The organism is Trinickia violacea, assembly GCF_005280735.1.
Lineage (GTDB): Bacteria > Pseudomonadota > Gammaproteobacteria > Burkholderiales > Burkholderiaceae > Trinickia_A > Trinickia_A violacea.
Genome location: NZ_CP040078.1, coordinates 2345390 through 2364527, shown reverse-complemented (window position 1 = coordinate 2364527; position 19138 = coordinate 2345390). Strand labels below are relative to the sequence as shown.

Annotated in this window: 23 protein-coding genes; 10 read left to right on the top strand and 13 right to left on the bottom strand. The window is 62.9% G+C overall.

Translation table 11 applies throughout. From position 1 onward, the window contains the following. Positions 1 to 69 precede the first annotated feature (69 nt). A complete protein-coding gene (locus tag FAZ95_RS32680) occupies positions 70 to 924 on the bottom strand; it encodes a helix-turn-helix domain-containing protein (protein WP_137336536.1) in 855 nt (284 codons plus the stop codon). A 433-nt stretch (positions 925 to 1357) separates the two neighbouring features. Here FAZ95_RS32680 and FAZ95_RS32675 point away from each other — a divergent pair, with 433 nt between their 5' ends. From FAZ95_RS32675 to FAZ95_RS32655, 5 genes are all read left to right on the top strand, one after another. Continuing rightward, positions 1358 to 2008 carry a cysteine peptidase family C39 domain-containing protein gene (locus FAZ95_RS32675; protein WP_137336535.1) on the top strand — a complete coding sequence of 217 codons (651 nt, stop codon included), beginning with the start codon at positions 1358 to 1360 and terminating at the stop codon, positions 2006 to 2008. 201 nt (positions 2009 to 2209) lie between these two features. Continuing rightward, the gene (locus tag FAZ95_RS32670) at positions 2210 to 2848 is read left to right on the top strand and encodes a proline racemase family protein (protein ID WP_137336534.1); all 639 of its coding nucleotides are present in this window, start codon (positions 2210 to 2212) and stop codon (positions 2846 to 2848) included. A 62-nt stretch (positions 2849 to 2910) separates the two neighbouring features. After that, complete coding sequence (gene lhpI, locus FAZ95_RS32665; protein WP_137336533.1) at positions 2911 to 3828, top strand: bifunctional Delta(1)-pyrroline-2-carboxylate/Delta(1)-piperideine-2-carboxylate reductase; 918 nt, start codon at positions 2911 to 2913, stop codon at positions 3826 to 3828. 60 nt (positions 3829 to 3888) lie between these two features. Then, positions 3889 to 4764 carry a LysR substrate-binding domain-containing protein gene (locus tag FAZ95_RS32660; protein ID WP_137336532.1) on the top strand — a complete coding sequence of 292 codons (876 nt, stop codon included), beginning with the start codon at positions 3889 to 3891 and terminating at the stop codon, positions 4762 to 4764. 124 nt (positions 4765 to 4888) lie between these two features. Continuing rightward, positions 4889 to 5323, top strand: coding sequence for a DUF2968 domain-containing protein (locus tag FAZ95_RS32655; RefSeq protein ID WP_175425827.1), 435 nt, complete (start codon positions 4889 to 4891; stop codon positions 5321 to 5323). Positions 5324 to 5419: 96 nt separating this feature from the next. Here the strand turns inward: FAZ95_RS32655 and FAZ95_RS32650 are convergent, their stop codons facing one another. Further along, entirely contained in the window at positions 5420 to 6508 is a 1089-nt protein-coding gene (locus FAZ95_RS32650) for a calcium:cation antiporter (RefSeq protein ID WP_137336530.1), read from the bottom strand. A gap of 215 nt (positions 6509 to 6723) precedes the next feature. Between FAZ95_RS32650 and FAZ95_RS32645 the strand changes: the two genes are divergently transcribed. Further along, complete coding sequence (locus FAZ95_RS32645; RefSeq protein WP_437437755.1) at positions 6724 to 7347, top strand: DNA-3-methyladenine glycosylase; 624 nt, start codon at positions 6724 to 6726, stop codon at positions 7345 to 7347. Here the strand turns inward: FAZ95_RS32645 and FAZ95_RS32640 are convergent. Both FAZ95_RS32640 and FAZ95_RS32635 read right to left on the bottom strand, forming a co-directional pair. After that, entirely contained in the window at positions 7319 to 7747 is a 429-nt protein-coding gene (locus FAZ95_RS32640; RefSeq protein ID WP_137336528.1) for a hypothetical protein, read from the bottom strand. The two genes, FAZ95_RS32645 and FAZ95_RS32640, sit on opposite strands and share 29 nt — an antisense overlap. Positions 7748 to 7932: 185 nt before the next feature. Further along, positions 7933 to 8523, bottom strand: a complete 591-nt coding sequence (locus tag FAZ95_RS32635; protein ID WP_137336527.1) for an acyl-homoserine-lactone synthase — start codon at positions 8521 to 8523, stop codon at positions 7933 to 7935. Between the two features lie 147 nt (positions 8524 to 8670). On the opposite strand from FAZ95_RS32635, the gene FAZ95_RS40290 reads away from it, so the two are divergent. Continuing rightward, complete coding sequence (locus FAZ95_RS40290) at positions 8671 to 9000, top strand: helix-turn-helix domain-containing protein (protein ID WP_254700047.1); 330 nt, start codon at positions 8671 to 8673, stop codon at positions 8998 to 9000. On the opposite strand, the gene FAZ95_RS32625 is transcribed toward FAZ95_RS40290, so the two are convergent. Further along, the gene (locus FAZ95_RS32625; protein WP_137337717.1) at positions 8963 to 9667 is read right to left on the bottom strand and encodes a helix-turn-helix transcriptional regulator; all 705 of its coding nucleotides are present in this window, start codon (positions 9665 to 9667) and stop codon (positions 8963 to 8965) included. The two genes, FAZ95_RS40290 and FAZ95_RS32625, sit on opposite strands and share 38 nt — an antisense overlap. Positions 9668 to 10305: 638 nt before the next feature. Here FAZ95_RS32625 and FAZ95_RS32620 point away from each other — a divergent pair. Then, the gene (locus FAZ95_RS32620) at positions 10306 to 10629 is read left to right on the top strand and encodes a DUF4148 domain-containing protein (RefSeq protein WP_137336526.1); all 324 of its coding nucleotides are present in this window, start codon (positions 10306 to 10308) and stop codon (positions 10627 to 10629) included. A gap of 114 nt (positions 10630 to 10743) precedes the next feature. Here FAZ95_RS32620 and FAZ95_RS32615 read toward each other — a convergent pair whose 3' ends face one another. Continuing rightward, complete coding sequence (locus tag FAZ95_RS32615; protein ID WP_137336525.1) at positions 10744 to 11184, bottom strand: CBS domain-containing protein; 441 nt, start codon at positions 11182 to 11184, stop codon at positions 10744 to 10746. Positions 11185 to 11416: 232 nt separating this feature from the next. On the opposite strand from FAZ95_RS32615, the gene ribA reads away from it, so the two are divergent. Then, positions 11417 to 12067: a GTP cyclohydrolase II gene (gene ribA, locus FAZ95_RS32610; RefSeq protein ID WP_137336524.1), complete on the top strand. Its 651-nt coding sequence runs from the start codon at positions 11417 to 11419 to the stop codon at positions 12065 to 12067. Here ribA and FAZ95_RS32605 read toward each other — a convergent pair. From FAZ95_RS32605 to FAZ95_RS32590, 4 genes are all read right to left on the bottom strand, one after another. Then, on the bottom strand, positions 12046 to 12936 hold the full coding sequence (locus FAZ95_RS32605) for a hypothetical protein (protein WP_137336523.1): 891 nt from the start codon (positions 12934 to 12936) through the stop codon (positions 12046 to 12048). The two genes, ribA and FAZ95_RS32605, sit on opposite strands and share 22 nt — an antisense overlap. 71 nt (positions 12937 to 13007) lie before the next feature. Beyond that, entirely contained in the window at positions 13008 to 14057 is a 1050-nt protein-coding gene (locus FAZ95_RS32600) for a hypothetical protein (RefSeq protein ID WP_137336522.1), read from the bottom strand. Positions 14058 to 14107: 50 nt separating this feature from the next. Next, on the bottom strand, positions 14108 to 14740 hold the full coding sequence (locus tag FAZ95_RS32595; RefSeq protein ID WP_137336521.1) for an acyl-homoserine-lactone synthase: 633 nt from the start codon (positions 14738 to 14740) through the stop codon (positions 14108 to 14110). Positions 14741 to 14969: 229 nt separating this feature from the next. Next, positions 14970 to 15413 carry a DUF4902 domain-containing protein gene (locus FAZ95_RS32590; protein WP_137336520.1) on the bottom strand — a complete coding sequence of 148 codons (444 nt, stop codon included), beginning with the start codon at positions 15411 to 15413 and terminating at the stop codon, positions 14970 to 14972. A 73-nt stretch (positions 15414 to 15486) separates the two neighbouring features. Here FAZ95_RS32590 and FAZ95_RS32585 point away from each other — a divergent pair, with 73 nt between their 5' ends. Further along, positions 15487 to 16206 (top strand): autoinducer binding domain-containing protein, encoded by a 720-nt coding sequence (locus FAZ95_RS32585; RefSeq protein ID WP_137337716.1) that lies wholly within the window; start codon positions 15487 to 15489, stop codon positions 16204 to 16206. A 7-nt stretch (positions 16207 to 16213) separates the two neighbouring features. On the opposite strand, the gene FAZ95_RS32580 is transcribed toward FAZ95_RS32585, so the two are convergent. Genes FAZ95_RS32580 through mmsB form a run of 3 tightly spaced genes read right to left on the bottom strand, consistent with a single transcriptional unit; the run spans position 16214 to position 19079 of the window. After that, on the bottom strand, positions 16214 to 17398 hold the full coding sequence (locus FAZ95_RS32580; RefSeq protein ID WP_254700045.1) for an enoyl-CoA hydratase/isomerase family protein: 1185 nt from the start codon (positions 17396 to 17398) through the stop codon (positions 16214 to 16216). After that, positions 17395 to 18186, bottom strand: a complete 792-nt coding sequence (locus tag FAZ95_RS32575; protein WP_137336519.1) for an enoyl-CoA hydratase — start codon at positions 18184 to 18186, stop codon at positions 17395 to 17397. Before FAZ95_RS32575 ends, FAZ95_RS32580 begins: the two co-directional genes overlap by 4 nt. Continuing rightward, positions 18183 to 19079: a 3-hydroxyisobutyrate dehydrogenase gene (mmsB, locus tag FAZ95_RS32570; RefSeq protein WP_137336518.1), complete on the bottom strand. Its 897-nt coding sequence runs from the start codon at positions 19077 to 19079 to the stop codon at positions 18183 to 18185. The genes FAZ95_RS32575 and mmsB overlap by 4 nt, the downstream gene beginning before the upstream one ends. Between the last annotated feature and the right edge of the window lie 59 nt (positions 19080 to 19138).

Genomic DNA, 19138 nt, shown 5'->3' with positions numbered 1-19138 from the left:
GGCCGGTGACCGGCCCGGCATCAGCGTCGGCGCTGCCCGGCTTCAGCGCCTAGCCTATTGAACGGCGGCTTACGCCCGATTCAGCCGCTTGGTCAGGTCCGCGACAAGAATGGCAAGGCGCGCGGGCTTCTCGTAGCACGCCACGTCGAAACGGCGAATCACGTCGCTGATCTCCGATTCGCTGGCCTTGCCGGTCAGCAATTCACCCGTCAACACGAAAATCGGCGCGTCCGGGTTCTCGGACGAGCGCACGCTCTGGATCGCGGCCGCCGCCGTTTGTCCGCCGAACAGCCAGTCGATCACGACGGCGTCGAATATCTGTGATTGCAGCGCGTCGTTGAACGCTTGCAACCCATAGAGCGCGGTGGCCGAAAAGCCGCTTTGCTCCAGGTAGTCGCGCAGGTTGTCGGCGGAGGTTTGATCGTCGTCGACCACGGCGATCGAAGGCTTGTCGGTTTCGCCGCGCCGCGGATAGATCTCGATCTTGTGGACTTCGAACGCGTTCTGATAGAGCGCGCCGTCATGACGCACGACGCGCCATTGGCCTTGCTTCGAATACGCGATGAACTCGGGGCGCGCGCCGGCTTCGATCGGGGCGCCGATCCAGGCCGTGCAAGCCATCTCGACGGCGCCGATGCAAAACACGGCTTCCTGAGCGTTGGCGCCCACCATGCCGGGGTCGAGCGTCTGCGCGCCGAACAGCTGCGCGGCCGGTTCGCCGAACGCCTCGGCCACTTTCTTGATCTGCGATAGCGTCCATGGACTGTTGCCGCGCAGCTTGCGGTGCCCTTGCGAGAAACTGAGGTCGAGGATACGGCACAGTTCGGTCGTTTGCTGTCGCTTGCCAATGCCGTGTCGACTCATCAACTCGCGCACGCACTCGGCGACTGCGAGGGAGTCGGTTGAAGTTGCTTCGTTGGTCATGCTGCTTGAAAGCGTCTCGATTTCAATTGTAGTAAGAGGACACCAAGCTGAATATCGATGCAAATTGCGTCAATAAGCCGCTTGCTTCGCAAGCCGACCGGTCACGCTGGGGAGTGAGGCGAACGGACTAAATGAAAGCATCACCACTACGGGATAGCACCGCTTTTCGGCTGATGAAATCGGTTTCGAGGCGGCGCGTCACGCTGGGAATCGGAGTATATCTTAGCGAGAAAAGCGCGCCCATCCTGCGTCAAATATGTTTCAACCCGTTACGGGTCGCACAATATGCATGTCAATGCCGGGTTTCGGTAGCGAATGCCTTACATTACCTTCCGCCCTTTCATTGCTGGGGATGAAGGATAAATGTAAAGAATTTGCAGGCGGGCAGAATTGTACCGAATGGTGGTTAATTTATCCGAGGAATTAACAAACAATGACACTTGATTCAATTCGTCATATTAATGTGCCGTATTACTCGCAATGGGGCAGCCCCGATTGGGTGCGCCCGATCGTCGAGGAATCCGCCGATCCTTGCGACGATCCGCACTGGCGCCAAAGCGGCTTTGCCGATCCGGAGCGCTATCGGTTTTGGGCGCAGCGCGTGTGCGGATTGACTTGTCTCGAGTCGGTGCTGGATTTCTGGCGGATTCGGCGCGCATCGCGCGCGGCGCTGCTCGATCAGGCGCTCGAGCGCGGCGCGTATAAGATGCGCACGGATGGCGGTGTCGACGGGCTGATTTACCGGCCGTTTGCCGATTGGGTCGGAGAGGCGTTTGGCTTGAAGGTGCATGTGTTGCCGGAAATCGGAATTGAAGCGCTGGCTGGGCACATCGACTCGGACACGTTTGCGATCGCGTCGGTGAGCCCGCGGATTCGCTATCCGGACGAGCCAAACGAAACGCGCGGCGGCCATCTGATTCTGCTGCACGGCGCCGACCGCGATGGCGTGTGGTTTCACAATCCTTCGGGCATCGCTCCGCATCAGGCCGATGCCTATTTGCGCTTTGACGCATTCGAACGCTTCTTTGCCGGCCGAGGCATGACGATCTCGCGCTCGCACGGCGAGCGCTCATTCAATCGATAACCTAGGGCCTGTTATTAGCGTGAACAGGCCCTAGCATCGGCGCCGCGTCGTCAAGAGGTCGAGCGCCGCCTGTCGTGCCCCGGTGATTTTTGAAAACGTTGCCGGGCGGCGCAATGTCGTCTAACTTTTCAACCACCATCGATGGCACAAGAAACAGGAGGACAGGATGGAGCGGCGGGGAGATAAATCGTCGGATGCGTCATGAAGATCAATCGGACGATCGACACCGTGGACGTGCACACGAACGGCCGGCCGTTCCGGCTCGTGACGCGCGGGCTGCCGAAGTTCGCCGGCACGACGCTCGCCGAGCGGCGCGCGTGGCTCGAACGCAATGCGGACCATTGGCGGCGTGCGCTCTTTCTCGCGCCACGCGGCTACGCCGGTCTTGCCGGCGGCTTCCTGACCGAGCCCGAGAGCGAAAGCGCGAATCTCGGGATGATCTACGTCGATGCGGACGGCTACTTCGAGCGCAATGACGACGGCGTGATCGCACTCGCGACGGTCGCCGTGGCGCTTGGCTGGGTCGAGCGAAGCGCGCCGGAAACGCGGGTGGGCATCGATTTGCCGGGCCGCGTCGTCGAAGCGTTTGTGAAGTGGGACGGCGATCATGCCGGCACGGTGCGCCTCGGGAGCGCGCAGGCGCGAGCCGTGGCGCATCGCTCTTACGCCCACGCGGCCCACGCGGCGGCGGGCGCAACGCGTGATGGCAAGCAGCCGAGGCACGCGGCTGCGCCGGCTTGGACGGCATTGCCGGAGACCGCGGGCCGCGCGCGCATCTGCGGCTTTTCCAACTGGATCATCGACGAGAGCGATCCGTTCGCGTACGGTTGCGTTCTATGATCGGCTGATCCGCCAAGCGCGACGATCAGCCCGCTGACTTTCATGGACCGAGCCCAACAACGATGACCACGATGAAGATTTTCGACGCGGACGACACCGCGCGCCTGACACCTTTTCCCAAGCTCGTCGATGCCTTGCAATCCGCGTGCGTCGACTATGCGCAAGGCGCGATTGCGAGTCCGGCGCGTCTCGTCGTGCCGCTCAACGACGGTGGCGTGATGCTGTCCATGCCGGCGACAGCCGGCGATCTGGCGATCCACAAGCTGGTGACCGTGTGCCCGCGCAATCGCGAACGCGCGCTGCCGACGATTCACGGACAAGTGACGGCATGCGATCCCGATACCGGTGAAGCGCTGTTCGCGCTCGACGGCCCGACGGTGACCGGCCGCCGCACGGCGGCGGTCACGATGCTCGCGATACGGACGTTGATGCCTGACGCGCCGCGCGATGTGCTGCTGATCGGCGCCGGGACGCAATCGGTCCATCACGCGCGGGCTTTGAGCGAAGTGTTCCCGCAGGCGAGGGTGCGCGTGCGCGGCAGCTCGTACACCAGTGCGCAGGCGTTCTGCGCCGCTCACAGCGCGGCGGTGCCGAACCTGGAGCCGATCGATGGTGTCGAGATACCGGAGTCGGTCGACGTCGTCGTGACGCTCACGACGAGCAAGGTTGCCGTCTACGACGAGGCGCCGCGGCGCGAACGGCTGGTGGTCGGGGTCGGCGCATTCACGCCCGATGCCGTCGAGGTCGGTGCGCGGACGGTGCTCGGCAGCACCCTGTTGGTCGACGATCTCGCCGGCGCGCAGCACGAAGCCGGCGACTTCATTCAAGCCGGCGTGGACTGGGCGCGCGTGGCAACGCTCGCGTCGGTGTTGAGCGATGCCGGGACGGCACGTGCGCTCGCGCCCGCGGTGTTCAAGAGCGTCGGCTGCGCGGCGTGGGATCTCGCGGCTTGCCGGGTTGCGCGAGGTTTGGTCGCGTGATGCCTGGGCCAATGCGCGGGCACCGTGAGTTTTTCCATCGCCGACCTCTGAATTGATGCCATGCGCAGACTGCCGCCGCTCAATGCTCTCCAGATCTTCGAAACGGTTGCGCGCCACCGCAGCTTCACGCGCGCGGCCGAGCATCTGTGTCTGACGCAAGGGGCGGTCAGCCGGCAGATCCTCGCGCTCGAGGACTACTATCAATTCCCGCTGTTCAAACGCCATGCGAAGGGGCTCACGCTGACGGCCGAGGGCGAGCTTCTGCTCCCCGCGGTCAAGGAAAGCTTCGCGCGCATCGAGGAAATTTCGCTGCGCCTCACGCGCCAGCGCACCGACCTCGCGCTGAAAGTGCCGACCTGCGTGATGCGCTGGATGCTGCCGAAGATCATGCGCTTTCAGGCCGAATACCCCGATCTGCAGTTGCAGATCACGACCAGCTCGCAACACGACGTCGATTTTCAGGTCGAGCCCTTCGACGCGGCGATCATCTACGGGTCGTCGCCGGGCGTCGACGTGCACGCCATCCCGCTGTTCGACGAGCGGCTCACGCCGGTCTGCGCGCCGGAATTGCTCAGAGACAAGCCGCTCGCGTCGGCGGCGGATCTCGTGCAGCACACGCTGCTGCACCCGACGCGGGATCACCGCGACTGGAAGCTGTGGCTCGATCATGTCGGGGCGCACGACGTGAATGTGAGCCTGGGCCCGAGCTTCGAAACGCTCGACATGGCGACGAACGCGGCGATGCAGGGCTTCGGCGTCGCGATCAGCGACTGGACGCTGGTGGGCGAAGATGTCGCGGCCCAGCGGCTCGTCATGCCGTTCGACACGCTCGTGGAGACGGGCTTGCGCTACTACTTCGTGTACCCCGACAGCGTCGCGCATCAGCAGAAAGTGGCGTTGTTCAGCGAGTGGATCTCAAAGCACCGCGACGATTGAGCCCGATTGGATCGATAGTCATGCTTTGAATATACGGCCGAAGGATTACCGCGTTATATACGGGATGAAATCGACAACTTCGCGAGATAATTCGGCCGTCGATGAAATTGCATGGGGCCGGGGTATGACGCCGTCTATTAAGATTCGAGGCGCGGTGCTGGCGGCGATTGCCTATGCGACGATGCTGGCGGGCACCGCATCGGCGCAGGATGCGAATCAGGGAGGAGCGGCGCCGCTGGCGGGCGAGCGCCCGGCGCTCGGCACGCTGGACGGGAAGGCAGGGCCGGCGAGCCAGCAAGTCGTGCCGGCGGGCGACAACGATGCGCAAGGCAACGTCGCCCAGCTGATGCAATTGATCCGCGACGGCCAGCTGAACGAATTGCGCACCACCTACAACGGCACCTACGGTGCGAGCCTGTTCTTCTACGCGCGCGAAATGACGTACTACATCGCGCTCTTTCAGGATAAGCACTTTTGGCGCGTGATTCAGTTGCAGGATCGCACGCGCGCGGAAGCGATCTACGCGTCGTTCGTGCAACACACTGCCCAACTGTTGTGATGTGATGCGCGTCGAGGCGCGCGCATCGTGCGAACCGCTGCCGCGCGCGCTCAAAAAACCGTGGGTGGACGGCGCACGGCAACGCCGGCCCGTTGCTCAATGCGTAATCGACAAGAACAAATATGCGGCGAACAGCGAAAGATGCACGGCCCCTTGCAGAATGGTCGTGCGGCCCGTGGCAAGCGTGAGCGTGCCGACAAGCAGCGTCAACGCCAGCAGCACCGTCTCCATCCCGCCTATGCCGAGCGTCAGCGCCTTCCCGGTCCAGATGAACACCACCGCCACGGTCGGAATCGTCAGGCCGATACTGGCGAGCGCCGAACCGAGCGCCAGGTTGAGGCTGGTCTGCAGGCGGTTTGCGCGGGCCTGGCTTACCGCCGCGAGCCCTTCGGGCAGCAGCACGAGTGCAGCGATCACGATGCCGACGACGGCCTCCGGCGCGCCTGCCGCCCGCACGGCGCTCTCGACTGCCGGCGAAAGCAGCTTGGCGAGCAGCACGACGGCGACAAGCGCGATGAGCAGAAACGCGGAACTGATGAGCGTGGTGCGCACGCTGGGCGGAGCGGCATGCACGGATTCATCAGAGGCCCGCGCGTCGGCCAGGAAATAATCGCGGTGGCGAATCGTCTGAACGAAAACGAAGACGCTATAAAGGACGAGTGACGACACACCGGCGAACGCGAGCTGTGAAGTCGATAAAAACGGTCCGGGTGCCGCGTTCAAGTAGTTCGGCATGACGAGCGTCAAGATCGAGAGCGATGCGAGGACCGACATCGCGGTATTCGCGCCGCTCACCCGGAAGTTCTGCTCGCCGTGGCGCAACCCGCCGACCAAGAGGCAAATCCCCACGATGCCGTTGCAGACGATCATCACGGCGGCGAACACGGTGTCGCGCGCCAGCCCGGCCTTTTCCGGCCCGGCTGTCAGCATCACCGAAACGATCAACGCGACCTCGATGACGGTCACCGCTACCGCGAGCACCAGTGTGCCGAGCGGTTCGCCGACCCGATGTGCGACCACCTCGGCGTGGTGCACGGCGGAAAACACCGCGCCCGCCACGCACAGCGCGACCAGTGCAACGAACCATCCCGCGCCGCCAGCGACTGTCGATGCGGCCAGTATGATCCAGGCCGCAATCGGCACCCAGAGAGTCCAACCAGGCAGCTTGTTTGGTGATCGGGCCATCAATAATTTCCTTTGTTATAGCGGTGTGGCGAGCGAGATGCGGCGTTCTACCGCCGACCGCGCGATTGTACAAAAGTTTCCGATCGATACATGGAGTAAGATGCCAAGCGATTTTCCTTGCGGAGAAATGTTTTGCGGGATCGTCATGAAGCCGGCATGCGTGAGCGTCTCGATGCCGCAAGGCGCTGACCGTGCCTTCGGAAACGTTTCCAATCGTGCGGCTTGCACGTGATGCACTGCCCGTCGATACCGTCGAGCTCGCGCGCTGGATGATCGGCAAATGCCTCGTGCACGATTCGCCGCACGGGCGTGTGAGCGGTCGGATTGTCGAGACGGAGGCGTATCCGGTCGGCGATTCGACGAGTTACGCGTATCGCGGCCTAAGGCCCCACAACGGGGCACTTTTTCGGGCGCGCGGCCACGCGCACATGCGGCTTGTCTACGGAGCCTCGTACACGATCAACATGTCGAGCGAAGAGGAGGGCGTCGGCGCGGGAGTACTCTTTCGCGCTATCGAGCCGCTCGACGGGATCGAACTGATGCAGGCGCGCCGTCCGGGGGCGAAGCTCGTCGACCTCGCGCGCGGGCCGGGGCGCCTGTGCGCTGCGCTGGCGATCGGTCCCGAATGGGATGGTGCCGATCTATGCGGCAAAGAAGTGCTGTGGATCGGACGGCTCGCGCCGGACACCGTGCGCGTCGCATCGACCAAGCGCATCGGCCTCTCGCGCGAGATGCATGCGCCGCTGCGCTTTTATGTGCCCGGCAGTCGCTTCGTGAGCGGGCCGAAGCGGCTGCTCGAGCCGCTCGCGCTCAGTGGGTCGCCGGACGCCCGGTCTTGACGGTTTCGACCGACGCGACCACGGCCAGCAATTTCTTCTCGGGCAAGGCGGCGAGGGCTGCCAGACCGGCGCGCAACAGTTCGCTTTTCTTCACGACGACACCGCTTTTCAAGCAGACGGCCTTGAGTTCGGCGATCTTTTCGAAGTCGTGCTTGGGCATCGTGAAGCTGTCGCGGATCACCTTGTCGCGTTTCTCGGCTTTTTTCTTCTTCGCGCCGGCGGCCTGCGCGCCGTTAGTCGCCGGGGCAGCGGCCGCTTGCGCAGCGACCGCCGGCTTGGCCGGTTTTTCAGCGGCCTTCGCGGCGGGCTTCACCGTCGTTTTGGTGGTTGCTTTCGACTTGGCGGCAGAAGACGATGCGCGCTTTTCGACGGCGTCGGTGGTTGCCTTTTTGGTCGGCATGGTCGGGCTCCTTCGCAAGTTGGAATAATATAAACGGTATATCACGTTTTTGAGATGTCTCCAAGATTTGCAAGGGGAAGGGGTGTCGGGACGCGGTGAGCGCGTTGGGGGGAACTTGAAACTTGAGCGAAACCGGCCGGACTTAGCGAGTCGGCCGGTTTTCGCTATCTATATTGGGAAAGCGATCACGCCGCTTTTGCAACTTGGCCGAAAAGCGCGTGATGGGTCTGCTCGTTCATTTCAATGGTCAGGGCTACCGCGTTTTCGACGCCGATTCGCATCGGCGGGCCGAAGCGGCTCATGTCGATGCCGGTCCGCTTCAGCAAGCGCTCCACACTCGTCGTTGTCACCGTGACATAACTCACGATGCCCATGCGATCGGCAAAGTTCACGATTTCTCGCATTGCGTCCAGCGCAAGATCGCCAAACGCGAAACGCTCCCCCGCGTCCGACTCGATCGCAAAACGGCTCAGTTCCCAAATGCGAGGATCCTCAGGGATCGGCCGTCCATGCAACAGTTCGGGGAAGGTGTCTTTCAGCATGTAAGGGCCTTCGGTGGGCAGGACGCGCCAGCACCCTCGCAGCTCGTTTGAGCTGCCGTGCACGAGCATGTAGTGTGGCGACAAAGCGTCATACCCGTCGATCTCCATGCCGGACAGGATCGCGACGTCCCACTTCATCCGGTCGCGGAAGACCTTGGCGCGCAAACGATACATCTGTGCCAATTCCCCCATCTCGAAATCTTGCCGCGTGCCGATTCTAATCCTTGCTTTCATTTTGCTCTCCAGTGTTAGCGCTGCTACGTAAAGAGCATGTGAAATTATGCGTTTTGAGTGGATCGTGTAACTGTCTAGCGAGATAGGTACAAATTGCTGCAAGGCTTGAGATGATGCAGACCTTAAGATCTCAACGAGGAGGCAATTATGTCGAGCGTCGAACTTTACTCGGTGGAGTCCCACGAGCCGCGCCTGCCGGCGCATGTCGAAATCAATAGTGCCTTTATCCAGGCATATCGCAAAAAAGTGAGGGAGAGTCAGAAGCGCTTCTGGTCGCGCTTTGGCGTGACGCAGTCGCGTGGCAGCCGGTTTGAACTCGGTGCGAGTATTCCGAAGCCTGTGATGATTCTGCTCAGGCTTTATTTTGAAAAAATTATATCGGATGACGATATTACGCGTGTTTCGCAGTCGCGCCCCGCCGCGCGCTGGCCAACGGTGGTTAGTCAGGATCTATCAAGCCCATTCGGGTTGCTTTGACCGCTGCGGCGCTTCTGGAGCTGACGCCGAACTTCGTGCGAATGTTGGTCATGTGGAAATTGATTGTGGCTTCGGAGCAACCGAATATCTTCGCGATCTCCCACGTCGATTTTCCTTGAGCCGTCCATTTCAGGCATTCGGACTCGCGCGGCGTCAGTTTCGGGATCAGTGTTTCCGTATGGCTGTGCAGGAAGCGCTGGCTCATATCGAATGCGACATCGCGCAACAGGGTCAACGTTGGCAGATCTTGTTCAATCTGCTTCCGAAGATCGTCCGTCGATTTTTCGCTTGATACGAAGCACAGCATCCCGAGCTCTTGCTTCGGTCCATGGATCGGCAGCGTCACACCGGTTCGAATGCCATACTGGCAGGCTTCTTCGTAAAATTTCTGCTGCTCCTCGCCTTCGAACTGTTTTGATGACCAGATGAGAGGGCTCATCCGGGTCCAACAGTGCTCCACCGTCGGGTCAATCAAGACGTACCCCTCGTCGACGTAGATCTTCCGCCAGTCAGTCGGGTAGTTGCTGCGCAGATACATGTCGACATATTTCATCCCAGGCCTTGGCACGACCGCAAAAAGCGTGTGCTCGAAGCCGTATTTGCTCCCCAATGCGGAAAGCGCGTGGAACCACGATTTCTCGTCTGTGGCTTGCCATAGCGGAGACATTTGCTCGATGAATTGTCGCGGCATTTCACCCTCGGAAGTTGCAAAGGCTATGTTCGGTGAATAGGTTGAATCGCTTTCACCGAATTGGCTCTCCTTTTGGAGGCAATGGTGGTACTTGAAAAATCATACCAGACAAATACATCTTTAACGTCTTATCCTTCATTGCCGTACTTGAGTAGTGATGCTAAATGCGCCGTCAATGTTTGTCTGCTGCGTTTGAATTCCATTTCAAGTGTGGATTGGCGTGTACCGCACCGCCTGTCTAGCGCGGCGCGGATTGAATTACGCAACCATGCGTCGCATAGCCGCGTGTTATCGCAGGCAGCGTGTGAAACGAATCGCGCAAAGCAATCGATTAGTACCGGCATTGCGACTAGTCCGATTTTTTGATCGTTTTTCCCGCATGAGCCTCATCTCAAATCCGCGGCCGGCTCGATTTTCCCATCGATGAACATTAATGCGAAACGCGTAGTGCTTCGCGAGAAGCGTAACGCTTTGATGCGGCATTCTTTCTGAGATTGTAAAAGTGCTTATCCGAGACGGGGGTTTTTGCCGAAAGTGGTGCTGACTAGACTGAAGTTAATCGCTTAAGACATCCAGTCGTTGCGACGCAACCACAAAATCGGGAGGTAATCATCATGAAATCGATCGTCTACGCAGCTGTCCTCGCTACTGTCCTGGCCGCACCGGTGCCTTCGTTTGCTCAATCCGCCCAGCCGCTGAGCCGCGCGCAAGTGCGCGCAGAACTCGTGCAATTGGAAAAAGCGGGGTATCAGCCGGGATCGGACAACCTGACCTATCCGTCCGACATCCAGGCGGCAGAACAGCGCGTGCACAGGCAGGACGTGCAGACCGCCACGGCCGGTACGAGCGGCTACGGCCCGCAAGTGAGCGGTGCGTCGCAAGTGGGTGGTCCGGCTGCGAACGCCAATGGCCCGATGTCGGTCTACTTCGGCCGCTGATATTGAGTCGCCGGCACGCGCGGCGCGCAAGGCGCCGTGCGACGTAGTTTGCGGCAGACTAGCCCGCATCGCCCGATGCGCGGCGCGCCTGCCGATGTCGCGGATGCGCCGAACTCAGGTGTGCGCCCCCGTGATGTAGTGCTCGAGCTGCTCGATCGTGAACTGCTGCTCCGAGATGATGTTCTTCACCAGATCCCCGATCGACACCATGCCGACGAGCTTGCCGTCGTCGATGACAGGCAGGTGACGCATCCGGTGCTCGGTCATGAGCGCCATGCAGTCCTGCGCGGTCTCGTTCAAGCGCACGTAGCGCACCGACCTGGTCATGATGTCGCGCACAGGCGTGGTTTTTGACGAGCGGTCCATCAGCACGACTTTGCGAGCGTAGTCGCGTTCGGTGACGATGCCGACGATGTCGGCGCCCTGCGTCACGATGAGCGCGCCGATTTGCCGGTCGGACATGAGCTTGATGGCGTCGAAGACCGATTTGTCGGCCTCGATCGTCACGACGGACTGCTCGGGTTTGGACTTGATGATTTGCGCAACGCTTGGCATGAAGGTGTCTCCGTTTTGATGTTAAGGGGCACGGTTCAACGGCAAAAGCGAGTTGCTTGGGTTCAAGTATAGGCGCGTGCGCGGCGTCTCGCGCCAGGGCCGACCCTTAGCTTGTATGCAAGCGCGCAAAAGTGCGTTCCGAAACTGATATTGGGATTAGCGGTAAACTTCGATTCCGCGTACCGGTTGCCGGTACACCCTGAAATCCTGCCTCGCGCACTTGCCTATCGCCATGTCCACGCCTCACACTTCGTCGCCAGCCGATGGCGCCTCCGCCGGAGAATGCGTCACGCTCGCCGCAACGGCGACGCTTCCCACCCGCTACGGCACGTTCACTTCGTACGCGTTTCGCGTGAACGGGGGCGATGCCGAGCATCTGGCGCTCGTCATGGGTGAGGTCGGCGATCAGCAGTCGGTGCTGACGCGCTTGCATTCGGAATGCCTGACGGGCGACGTATTGGGTTCGTATCGCTGCGATTGCGGCGAGCAGCTCGACCTGGCGTTGCGCTACATCGCGGCCGAAGGGCGCGGTGTGCTGCTTTATCTGCGCGGGCACGAAGGGCGCGGCATCGGCCTTTCCAACAAGATTCGGGCGTACGCGCTGCAAGAACAGGGGCTCGATACCGTCGAGGCGAATCTCGAGCTCGGCTTGCCCGACGATGCGCGCGAGTACGACTCCGCCGCAGCGATTCTGCGCATCCTCAAGGTGACGTCGGTGCGGCTGATGAGCAACAACCCGAAGAAGTTCGACACGCTGTCGAAACACGGCATTCCGGTTTGCGAGCGCGTCGCGCTCGCGATCCCGGTGCGTGAAGAAAACGAACGCTACATCCGCACGAAGCAGGTCAAATTCGGCCACTTCTACTTCGAAGAGAACGAGTAGCCTGCGAGCGTTCCGTCGTCGGGCGCGCCGTTGGCCGTGAGTTCGGCATCGGCGCCCGACTGGCCCGGCGCCTCATCCAGAACGCACTCGACGGGCATGTGAAAGCGCGTCGCCAGTTCCGTCTCGATCCAGCCGCAGACTTGCTTCGTCGCTTCCTGCGCAGCCATAGCGGCGAATTCGTAGCGGAATTGGACGCGCACATCCCGGCCCGTCAGCCGCGATTCGACTTCCTGCAATAAGACAAAGGGCGACGCGAGTTTCGAGCGCGCGTCGATTTCCGCGAAGTGGTATTCGAGCCAGTCGGCGAGAAAGAGCGCGTCGTCGCGACGCTCGACCGTCAACGTCGCGGTGTGAAGCGCGCAGGCGTCGAGCGGTTCGCCCGCAGCCGGGTCGTTTTGCGATTCGCAGCTCCAGCCGGTCGCGAGCGGCACGCGCAGCCGCCGCAACTGCGCGTGGCGGGTGTGATCGGGCGCGCGGCCTGGCTCTGGCTGCCGCACGAGCGACCAGTGGACAAGGTCACGCCGGTGCCGCTGTTGGTAGGCACGCAGCGTTTGCCAGAGCAGCTCGTCATCGTCTGCGCGCGAAGGCTGGACGGTCAGTTCCAGCCTGCCGCCGATGGCGCGATCCACGCTGCGTATGACCACGCGCATGTCGCACAGCGGCTCGTTTCCGCAAACGATCGCGGCTGGCCTAGGCAGGCTGACCGGCGGCAGTTTGGCGGGCTCGCCGAGGCTGAACACAAGGCCGTCGCGGTTGAGGCGCACAAACGGCATACGTTGTGCAACGCCTGGATATTCGAGCGCCATCCGCGCTCGCTTGGCGAAGCTGAAACCTGATAACGCCACGCGGGAGGCGGAAGGTTTGGGCACGTTGATCTCCTATGTCGATCAGAGTTAGCGCTTTAGCGCCTACTCTGATCCCATGCTTGGCGGTGGGTTATTCAAGCGCCGAGGCGCAACACGAGGTGCTCGAGGCGCTTCAACCCGGAGCGCGTCTGCCACGTGGTGCCGCGCGGCGCGCGATCGATACGGTCGAAGCACGGCAGCAGGACTTCGAGGACGGCTTGCGCCTGCATTTGAGCGAGCGCCTGGGCTAGCGAGCGCTGGCCGGGATTGACGAAGCGGGCGAGGGCGTCGGGCCGCGCGAGCCATTCCGCCGCCAGCTCGCGCCGATCGATCAGCAGATTGACGAGATCGCCAATCCGCCCAGGCACGCCTTCGCTGCCGCAAAGCAAGATCCGCATGCCTGCGATAACGATTACATCCTCGATCGGGCCGAGCGCCGGTGTCCAGCCGCTCTCGAGGGCAGCAAACAGGCTCGGCATGCGCGTCACATCGCGCGGCTGGCGATAGGCGCTGGCGAAGATCCGGTGCAGCTCGTCGATGGCGCCAATCGCGCTTGTGACGCCGGCGCGGGACAGCTTGCCGGGCACGAGCGCCAGCCGCAGGGCGCGGCCGAGATGATGGAGCCGGCGGCGCTGCTGTTCGGCGAGACCGCACCATGCCGCGAGCACGTCCGGCCAGAGCGGCTGTGCGATCTCTTCGACGAGATCGAAGGTCGAGCGCGCACGCGACTGGATCAGCGTCAGGCGGTTTCTCACGGTCGATCGCGCGCAGGCTTGCAGTGCCGCGAGCGCCTTGGGCGGGCATGCGCGAGCCTCCCAGGCGCCGAAGCGCGGCGAGGCGCCGTCTTCCTGCGGCGCGAACACGTGCGCGGCGTCGCGCGCGACGCGCGGCGGCATATCGATGTGCCAAAGCGCGGCCAGCGCCTCGAGCGCTGCGGGCCCGCTTTCGGCGGGCGGGACACGCTGCTCCAGCAACGAATGGATCTCACCGCGATAGCACAGCGCGAGCGCGCCGCTCGCTTTGCGAGCCGCCCGTTCCGAACGAAGCCGAGTGTCGAGCCGAGGCGCGGCGCTCGCGCGCGCCGGATCGCGCCCCGTATCGAGCGGCAGGGCCAAGGGCGTGAGCGACAAAGCGGGAGGCGTCATGCGTGCGATTTCAGATAGTTGCGGATGGCTAGTCGCCAGGGATGGCTGGCTCAAGCCGCCAGCTTCGACTGCATGAGCCCTAATGAGGGATCGAGCCCCAGTGCGCTCAGCGTCTGGCTATCGATGTCGATCCAGCACGCGACCACCATCCGGTCGTCGATCCGCCGCGGCGCGCCCGCCCGGTGCGCGTGCACGCCGATTCGCCGGAACAGCCGCTCCATGCTGAGAAACGTCACACCGATCAATTGGCGCGCGCCAAGCTTTGCGGCGCACTCGACGACCGACGCCAGCATCGGCCGCACGGCCCAAGCCGAGTCCTCGTGGTTGAGGTCGGACGCGGCCGGATTCGCCGCCGGGTTTGCCGCAAATCGCGACAACTCCCAGACATCGCGGGCGGCGGGGGCCGGCATGTCGTCCGCGAGAAGAAACGGGAACAGTTCCTGCAGCAAATAGGGGCGGGTTGTCGGCAAGAGTCTGGCGCAACCGCAGATCGACCCCGTCTCGTCGTCACGAGCGACCACATAAACCGTGTCTTCCCGGTCGTATTGATCGCGCTCGAAGTGATCGTCGGCGCCTGGGAGCTTCCAGCCGAGCTGTTCGACGAAGATTCGATGCCGATAGTGCGCGAGAGCCGTGTCGAGGGGCGCGGGCAACCGCCCGTCGCCATGAACTGACGTTCGCATGAAGTCCTCGCGTGTGCTTTTTTAATGAGCGCATTACATCGCGCGCCCCGAGGACACGAAACTGTCAACGTTGACAGGCGTTTACGTCAGATGAGAGGGCGTTGGCGGCACCCCGGCGCCTATTCATAATGAGATTGAAATGCGCCCGGAGTTTGCTTATAAAGAGAGCGGAAGGATTATTTCGAGATAATTAGTGGGGGTTGGAAGAGCGTATTGGGAGCGGATGGCGCTAGTGAAGGCCGGAGCCGCAGGCGCGCAAGTTGAAGCGCGGCACGAGCACGGCGTTTGCCACTTCGTTCGGCCAGTTCAGCTGAGCGAGTCTGCAGATGAGCGCCTTCGCCGTGCGCGCCATGCCGAGGTCGAGGCCGCGCCGGTCGATGCACATGATGTTGCTTCTGACGTCGTCCCAGGCGACGAGGAGCGCACCGGTTGTGCGGTCGAGATACCAGTCCCACCCCACCGATATGTGCGCAGCACCAGGGCGCCGCATTCTCTGCCATTCCGTGTAGCCCGCGCGTACGGCATCGACATCGCTGGCGCGCAGATCGGAGAGCAATGATTCATCGATGCCGGAATCCACGTGGACCAATTGCAAATCCGCAAGCACGCATTCTGGAACACGGACATAGCCATCGGGGGAAGGGCTATGCAGAAGTGCGGGAGAGGGTTTCATGGCGGGACTGTATCAGCCCGCCGACCTGGTGAGACCTGCTAACTATGACAGTCTTACGATGTGCGGGGAAAAAATGGGGTTGCTATGGCAAGACGCTTATCAACAGTTTCGCAGCGCGGGGTCCGAGCAGCAACTGTTCACGCAGATCGCTGATTTCGCCAAGAAGCTGGGCTTCGAGTATTGCTGCTATGGGATTCGTGTGCCGCTGCCGGTATCGAAGCCCACGGTGGCCATTTTCGATACGTATCCCACGGGGTGGATGAAGCACTATCAGGACAGCAACTTTCTGCAAATCGATCCGACGGTGCGCGAGGGGATGAACAGCACGGGGCTGATCGTCTGGCCCGACGCGCCGCCGGAGGATTCGCCGAAGCTATGGGAAGACGCGCACGACTTCGGGATGGCGGTCGGCGTCGCGCATTCGAGCTGGGCCGCGCACGGTGTGTACGGACTCCTGACGATCTCGCGTCCGTCCGATCCGCTCACGCCCTCCGAAATCGACGATTTGACGCTGCAAACGAGCTGGCTCGCGAATATCACGCACACGATGATGAGCCAGTTTCTCGTGCCGAAGCTCGCGCCCGAAGCGAGCGTCATGCTGACGCCGCGCGAGCGCGAGGTGCTGTGCTGGACCGGCGAGGGGAAGACATCGTGCGAGATCGGTCAGATCCTCAACATCTCCGAGCGCACGGTCAATTTTCACGTCAACAACATTCTGTTCAAGCTCTCGGCGACCAATAAGGTGCAAGCGGTCGTGAAGGCGATCGCGATGGGGCTCATCGATTCGGCTTGAGTTCAGCCTAAGCCGCGAGCTTCGACGCGCGTTCCTGCGGCAACGCACCGAGCTCGGCGAGCGGGTGCTTGTCGCTCGTCCACGGCGAGCGGAGGAAATGCCGCTCGCGTTCGACGCGAACCTCCGTCAGCGTGGCGGGCTGCCAGCGCGGCTGACGGTCCTTGTCGACGAGATGGGCGCGCACGCCTTCGCGAAAATCGCCTTCGTCGATCGCGCGCGTGGCGATGCCGAGTTCCATCCGAAAGCATTCCGCGAGCGTCATCGAGCGTCCGCGCAGCAGCGCCTCGCGGGTCACGCGCAGCATCGTCGGCGAATGCGCGGACAGCGCGTCGAGCGTCGCTTGCAGCCAGGTGCGCAGTTCGCGCGGCGGATCGAGCTGCGAATCGGCGGCGAGCGATGCCGCGATTTCCGGAACCGTGAGACGTGCGGCGAAGTGCTTGACGATGAGCGGCATGAAGGCGTCGATGGCCGCGTGCGGCGTGACGTTCGCAGGCGGGATGAAGACGTCGGCAAGGTGCCGCTCGAGCCGCTCGATGTCGTCAGCAGGCATGCGCTGCAGCCGCTCTTCGAACGTGCGCAGCCATTCGCTCGGCACGCAGGCATCCGCGAGGCGGCAGCGCACGGCGTCGGCGCCCGTGAGCGTCGTGCCGGTCAGGCCGACGTACAGCTCGAGCTCGACCGGCATGACGCTCAGGAAGCGCGTGGCGCCGACATCGGGCACGAAGCCGATGCGCGTCTCGGGCATCGCGATCTTGCTGCGCTCGGTTGCAATGCGCAGCGTCGCCGCCTGTGCGAGCCCCATGCCGCCGCCCATCGTGATGCCGTCCATCAGCGCGACGATCGGCTTCGGAAACGCGTGCAGTGCGAAATCGAGCCGGTATTCGTCGATGAAGAATTGCTGCCATGGGGGCGTGGCGTCCGCTGGGCTCGACGTGCGGGACGCGTGGTAAAGCGCGCGCACGTCGCCGCCCGCGCAGAAGCCCTTTTCGCCGCTGCCTCGCAAGACGAGTGCGACGATCCTGTCGTCCGTGCGGCAGCGTTCGACGTGCTCGGTCAACTCGCGCACCATGTCGTGCGAAAGCGCGTTCAACGCGTGCGGCCGGTCGAGTGTCAGGATCGCGACGCGATTCACGACATGACAATTCACGCGGCCCTGCGAGGGGGCTTCGGTGGTTTCCATCGGCATGTTCATCGGCTGTTTTCCTGGCTCGTGCTCCAACGCGGCGTGCGTTTTTCGAGGAAGGCGTTGACGCCTTCGCGTTGATCGGCGCCCTCGAACAAATCGACGAAGCGTTCGCGCTCCAGCGCGAGCGCCGCGCCGCGCGGCACGCCGTTGCGGGCCTGATGGATCAGCGATTTGCTGAACGCCACGGCTTGCGGGCTCAGCGTCGGGACCCGTCGGGCCATCGCGAGCGCCGCTTCGCGCGCCGCGCCGCGTTCGACGACTTCCTCGACGAGATTGATACGCAGCGCCGTCTTCGCGTCGACGCGTTCGCCGGTCAGGATGATCCGCTTGGCCCAGCCCTCGCCGACGAGCCAGGGCAGGGTCTGCGTGCCCGCTCCGCAAGGCAGGAGGCCGACGCCCGGCTCGGGCAGCGCGAGCTGAGCGTGTTCTTCGGCGATGCGGACGTCACACGACAACGCGCATTCGAGACCGCCGCCCATCGCATAGCCGTTGATCGCCGCGATCACGACCGCGCGGGCGTTCTGCAGCGTCTCGAAGGCGGCGCCGAAACGCTGCGCGGCGAGCTGCGCGCGTGCGCGGTCGCCGTCGGCGAATTGATTGAGGTCGGCGCCTGCGCAAAAGAACTTCGGGCCGTCGCCGGTGATGACGATCGCGCGCACGCGCGGTTCGTCGTTCAATTGTTCGATTGTCCGCTGCAGCTGCAGCAGACCTTCGGGCGTGAACGCGTTGACCGGCGCGCGCTTCAGCGTGATCAGCGCGACGCCCGGTTCGCTCGCGGTATCGAGTTCGATCATCGCTTCGCTCCCACGTCGCGGTACAGCTTGATGACGGCCGAAAAGTCGAGGCCGCCGTCGCCGTGCTGGCTCATCGTTTGATAAAGCTGTTGCGCAAGCGCGCCGAGATAGATCGGCTGCTTCGCGGATTTGGCGGCGTCGGCGGCGAGGCCGAGGTCCTTGAGCATCAGGTCGGTGCCGAAACCGCCCGTGTAGCCGCGCGACGACGGCGCGGTCTCGATGATGCCGGGGAACGGGTTGTAGGTGTCCGAGCTCCAGCAACGGCCCGTCGACGTGTTGACGATGCCCGCCAGCACCTTCGGGTCGATGCCGAGCGCGGCGCCCAGCGACATCGCTTCCGCGACGCCCGCCATCGTGATGCCGAGCAGCAGGTTGTTGCAGATCTTCGCGACCTGGCCCATGCCGGTGTCGCCGCAATGGACGATGTTCTTGCCCATCACCGCCAGCACTGGGTTGACTTGCTCGTAGGCGGTGGCGTTCGCGCCCACCATGAAGGTCAGCGTGCCCGCGGCCGCGCCGCCGGTGCCGCCGGAGACCGGCGCATCGACGAACGGATTGCCATGCTCGGCGGCGAGCTTCGCGAAGCCTTGAGCGCTGGCCGGATCGATCGTGCTCGAATCGACGATCGTCACGCCGCGCGCGATACCGGCGAGCACGCCGTCGTCGGCGGTGAGCACGCTCTTCACGTGGGCGGCTGCGGGCAGCATCGTGATGACGAGTTCGACACCGGTGGCCGCGGCTTTCGGCGAGGCGCTCGCGGTTGCGCCGGCGTCGACGAGCGATTGCACGGCGTCGCGGCTCAAGTCGAATACGTTCAGCGTGTGGCCGTTTTTCAGCAGATTGCGCGCCATAGGCGCGCCCATGTTGCCGAGGCCGATAAAGGCAATTTTCATCGTTAAGTCCTCTGTCGATGGGAGTTAGTGCTTTAGCACTTACTCCCATCCCATGCTTT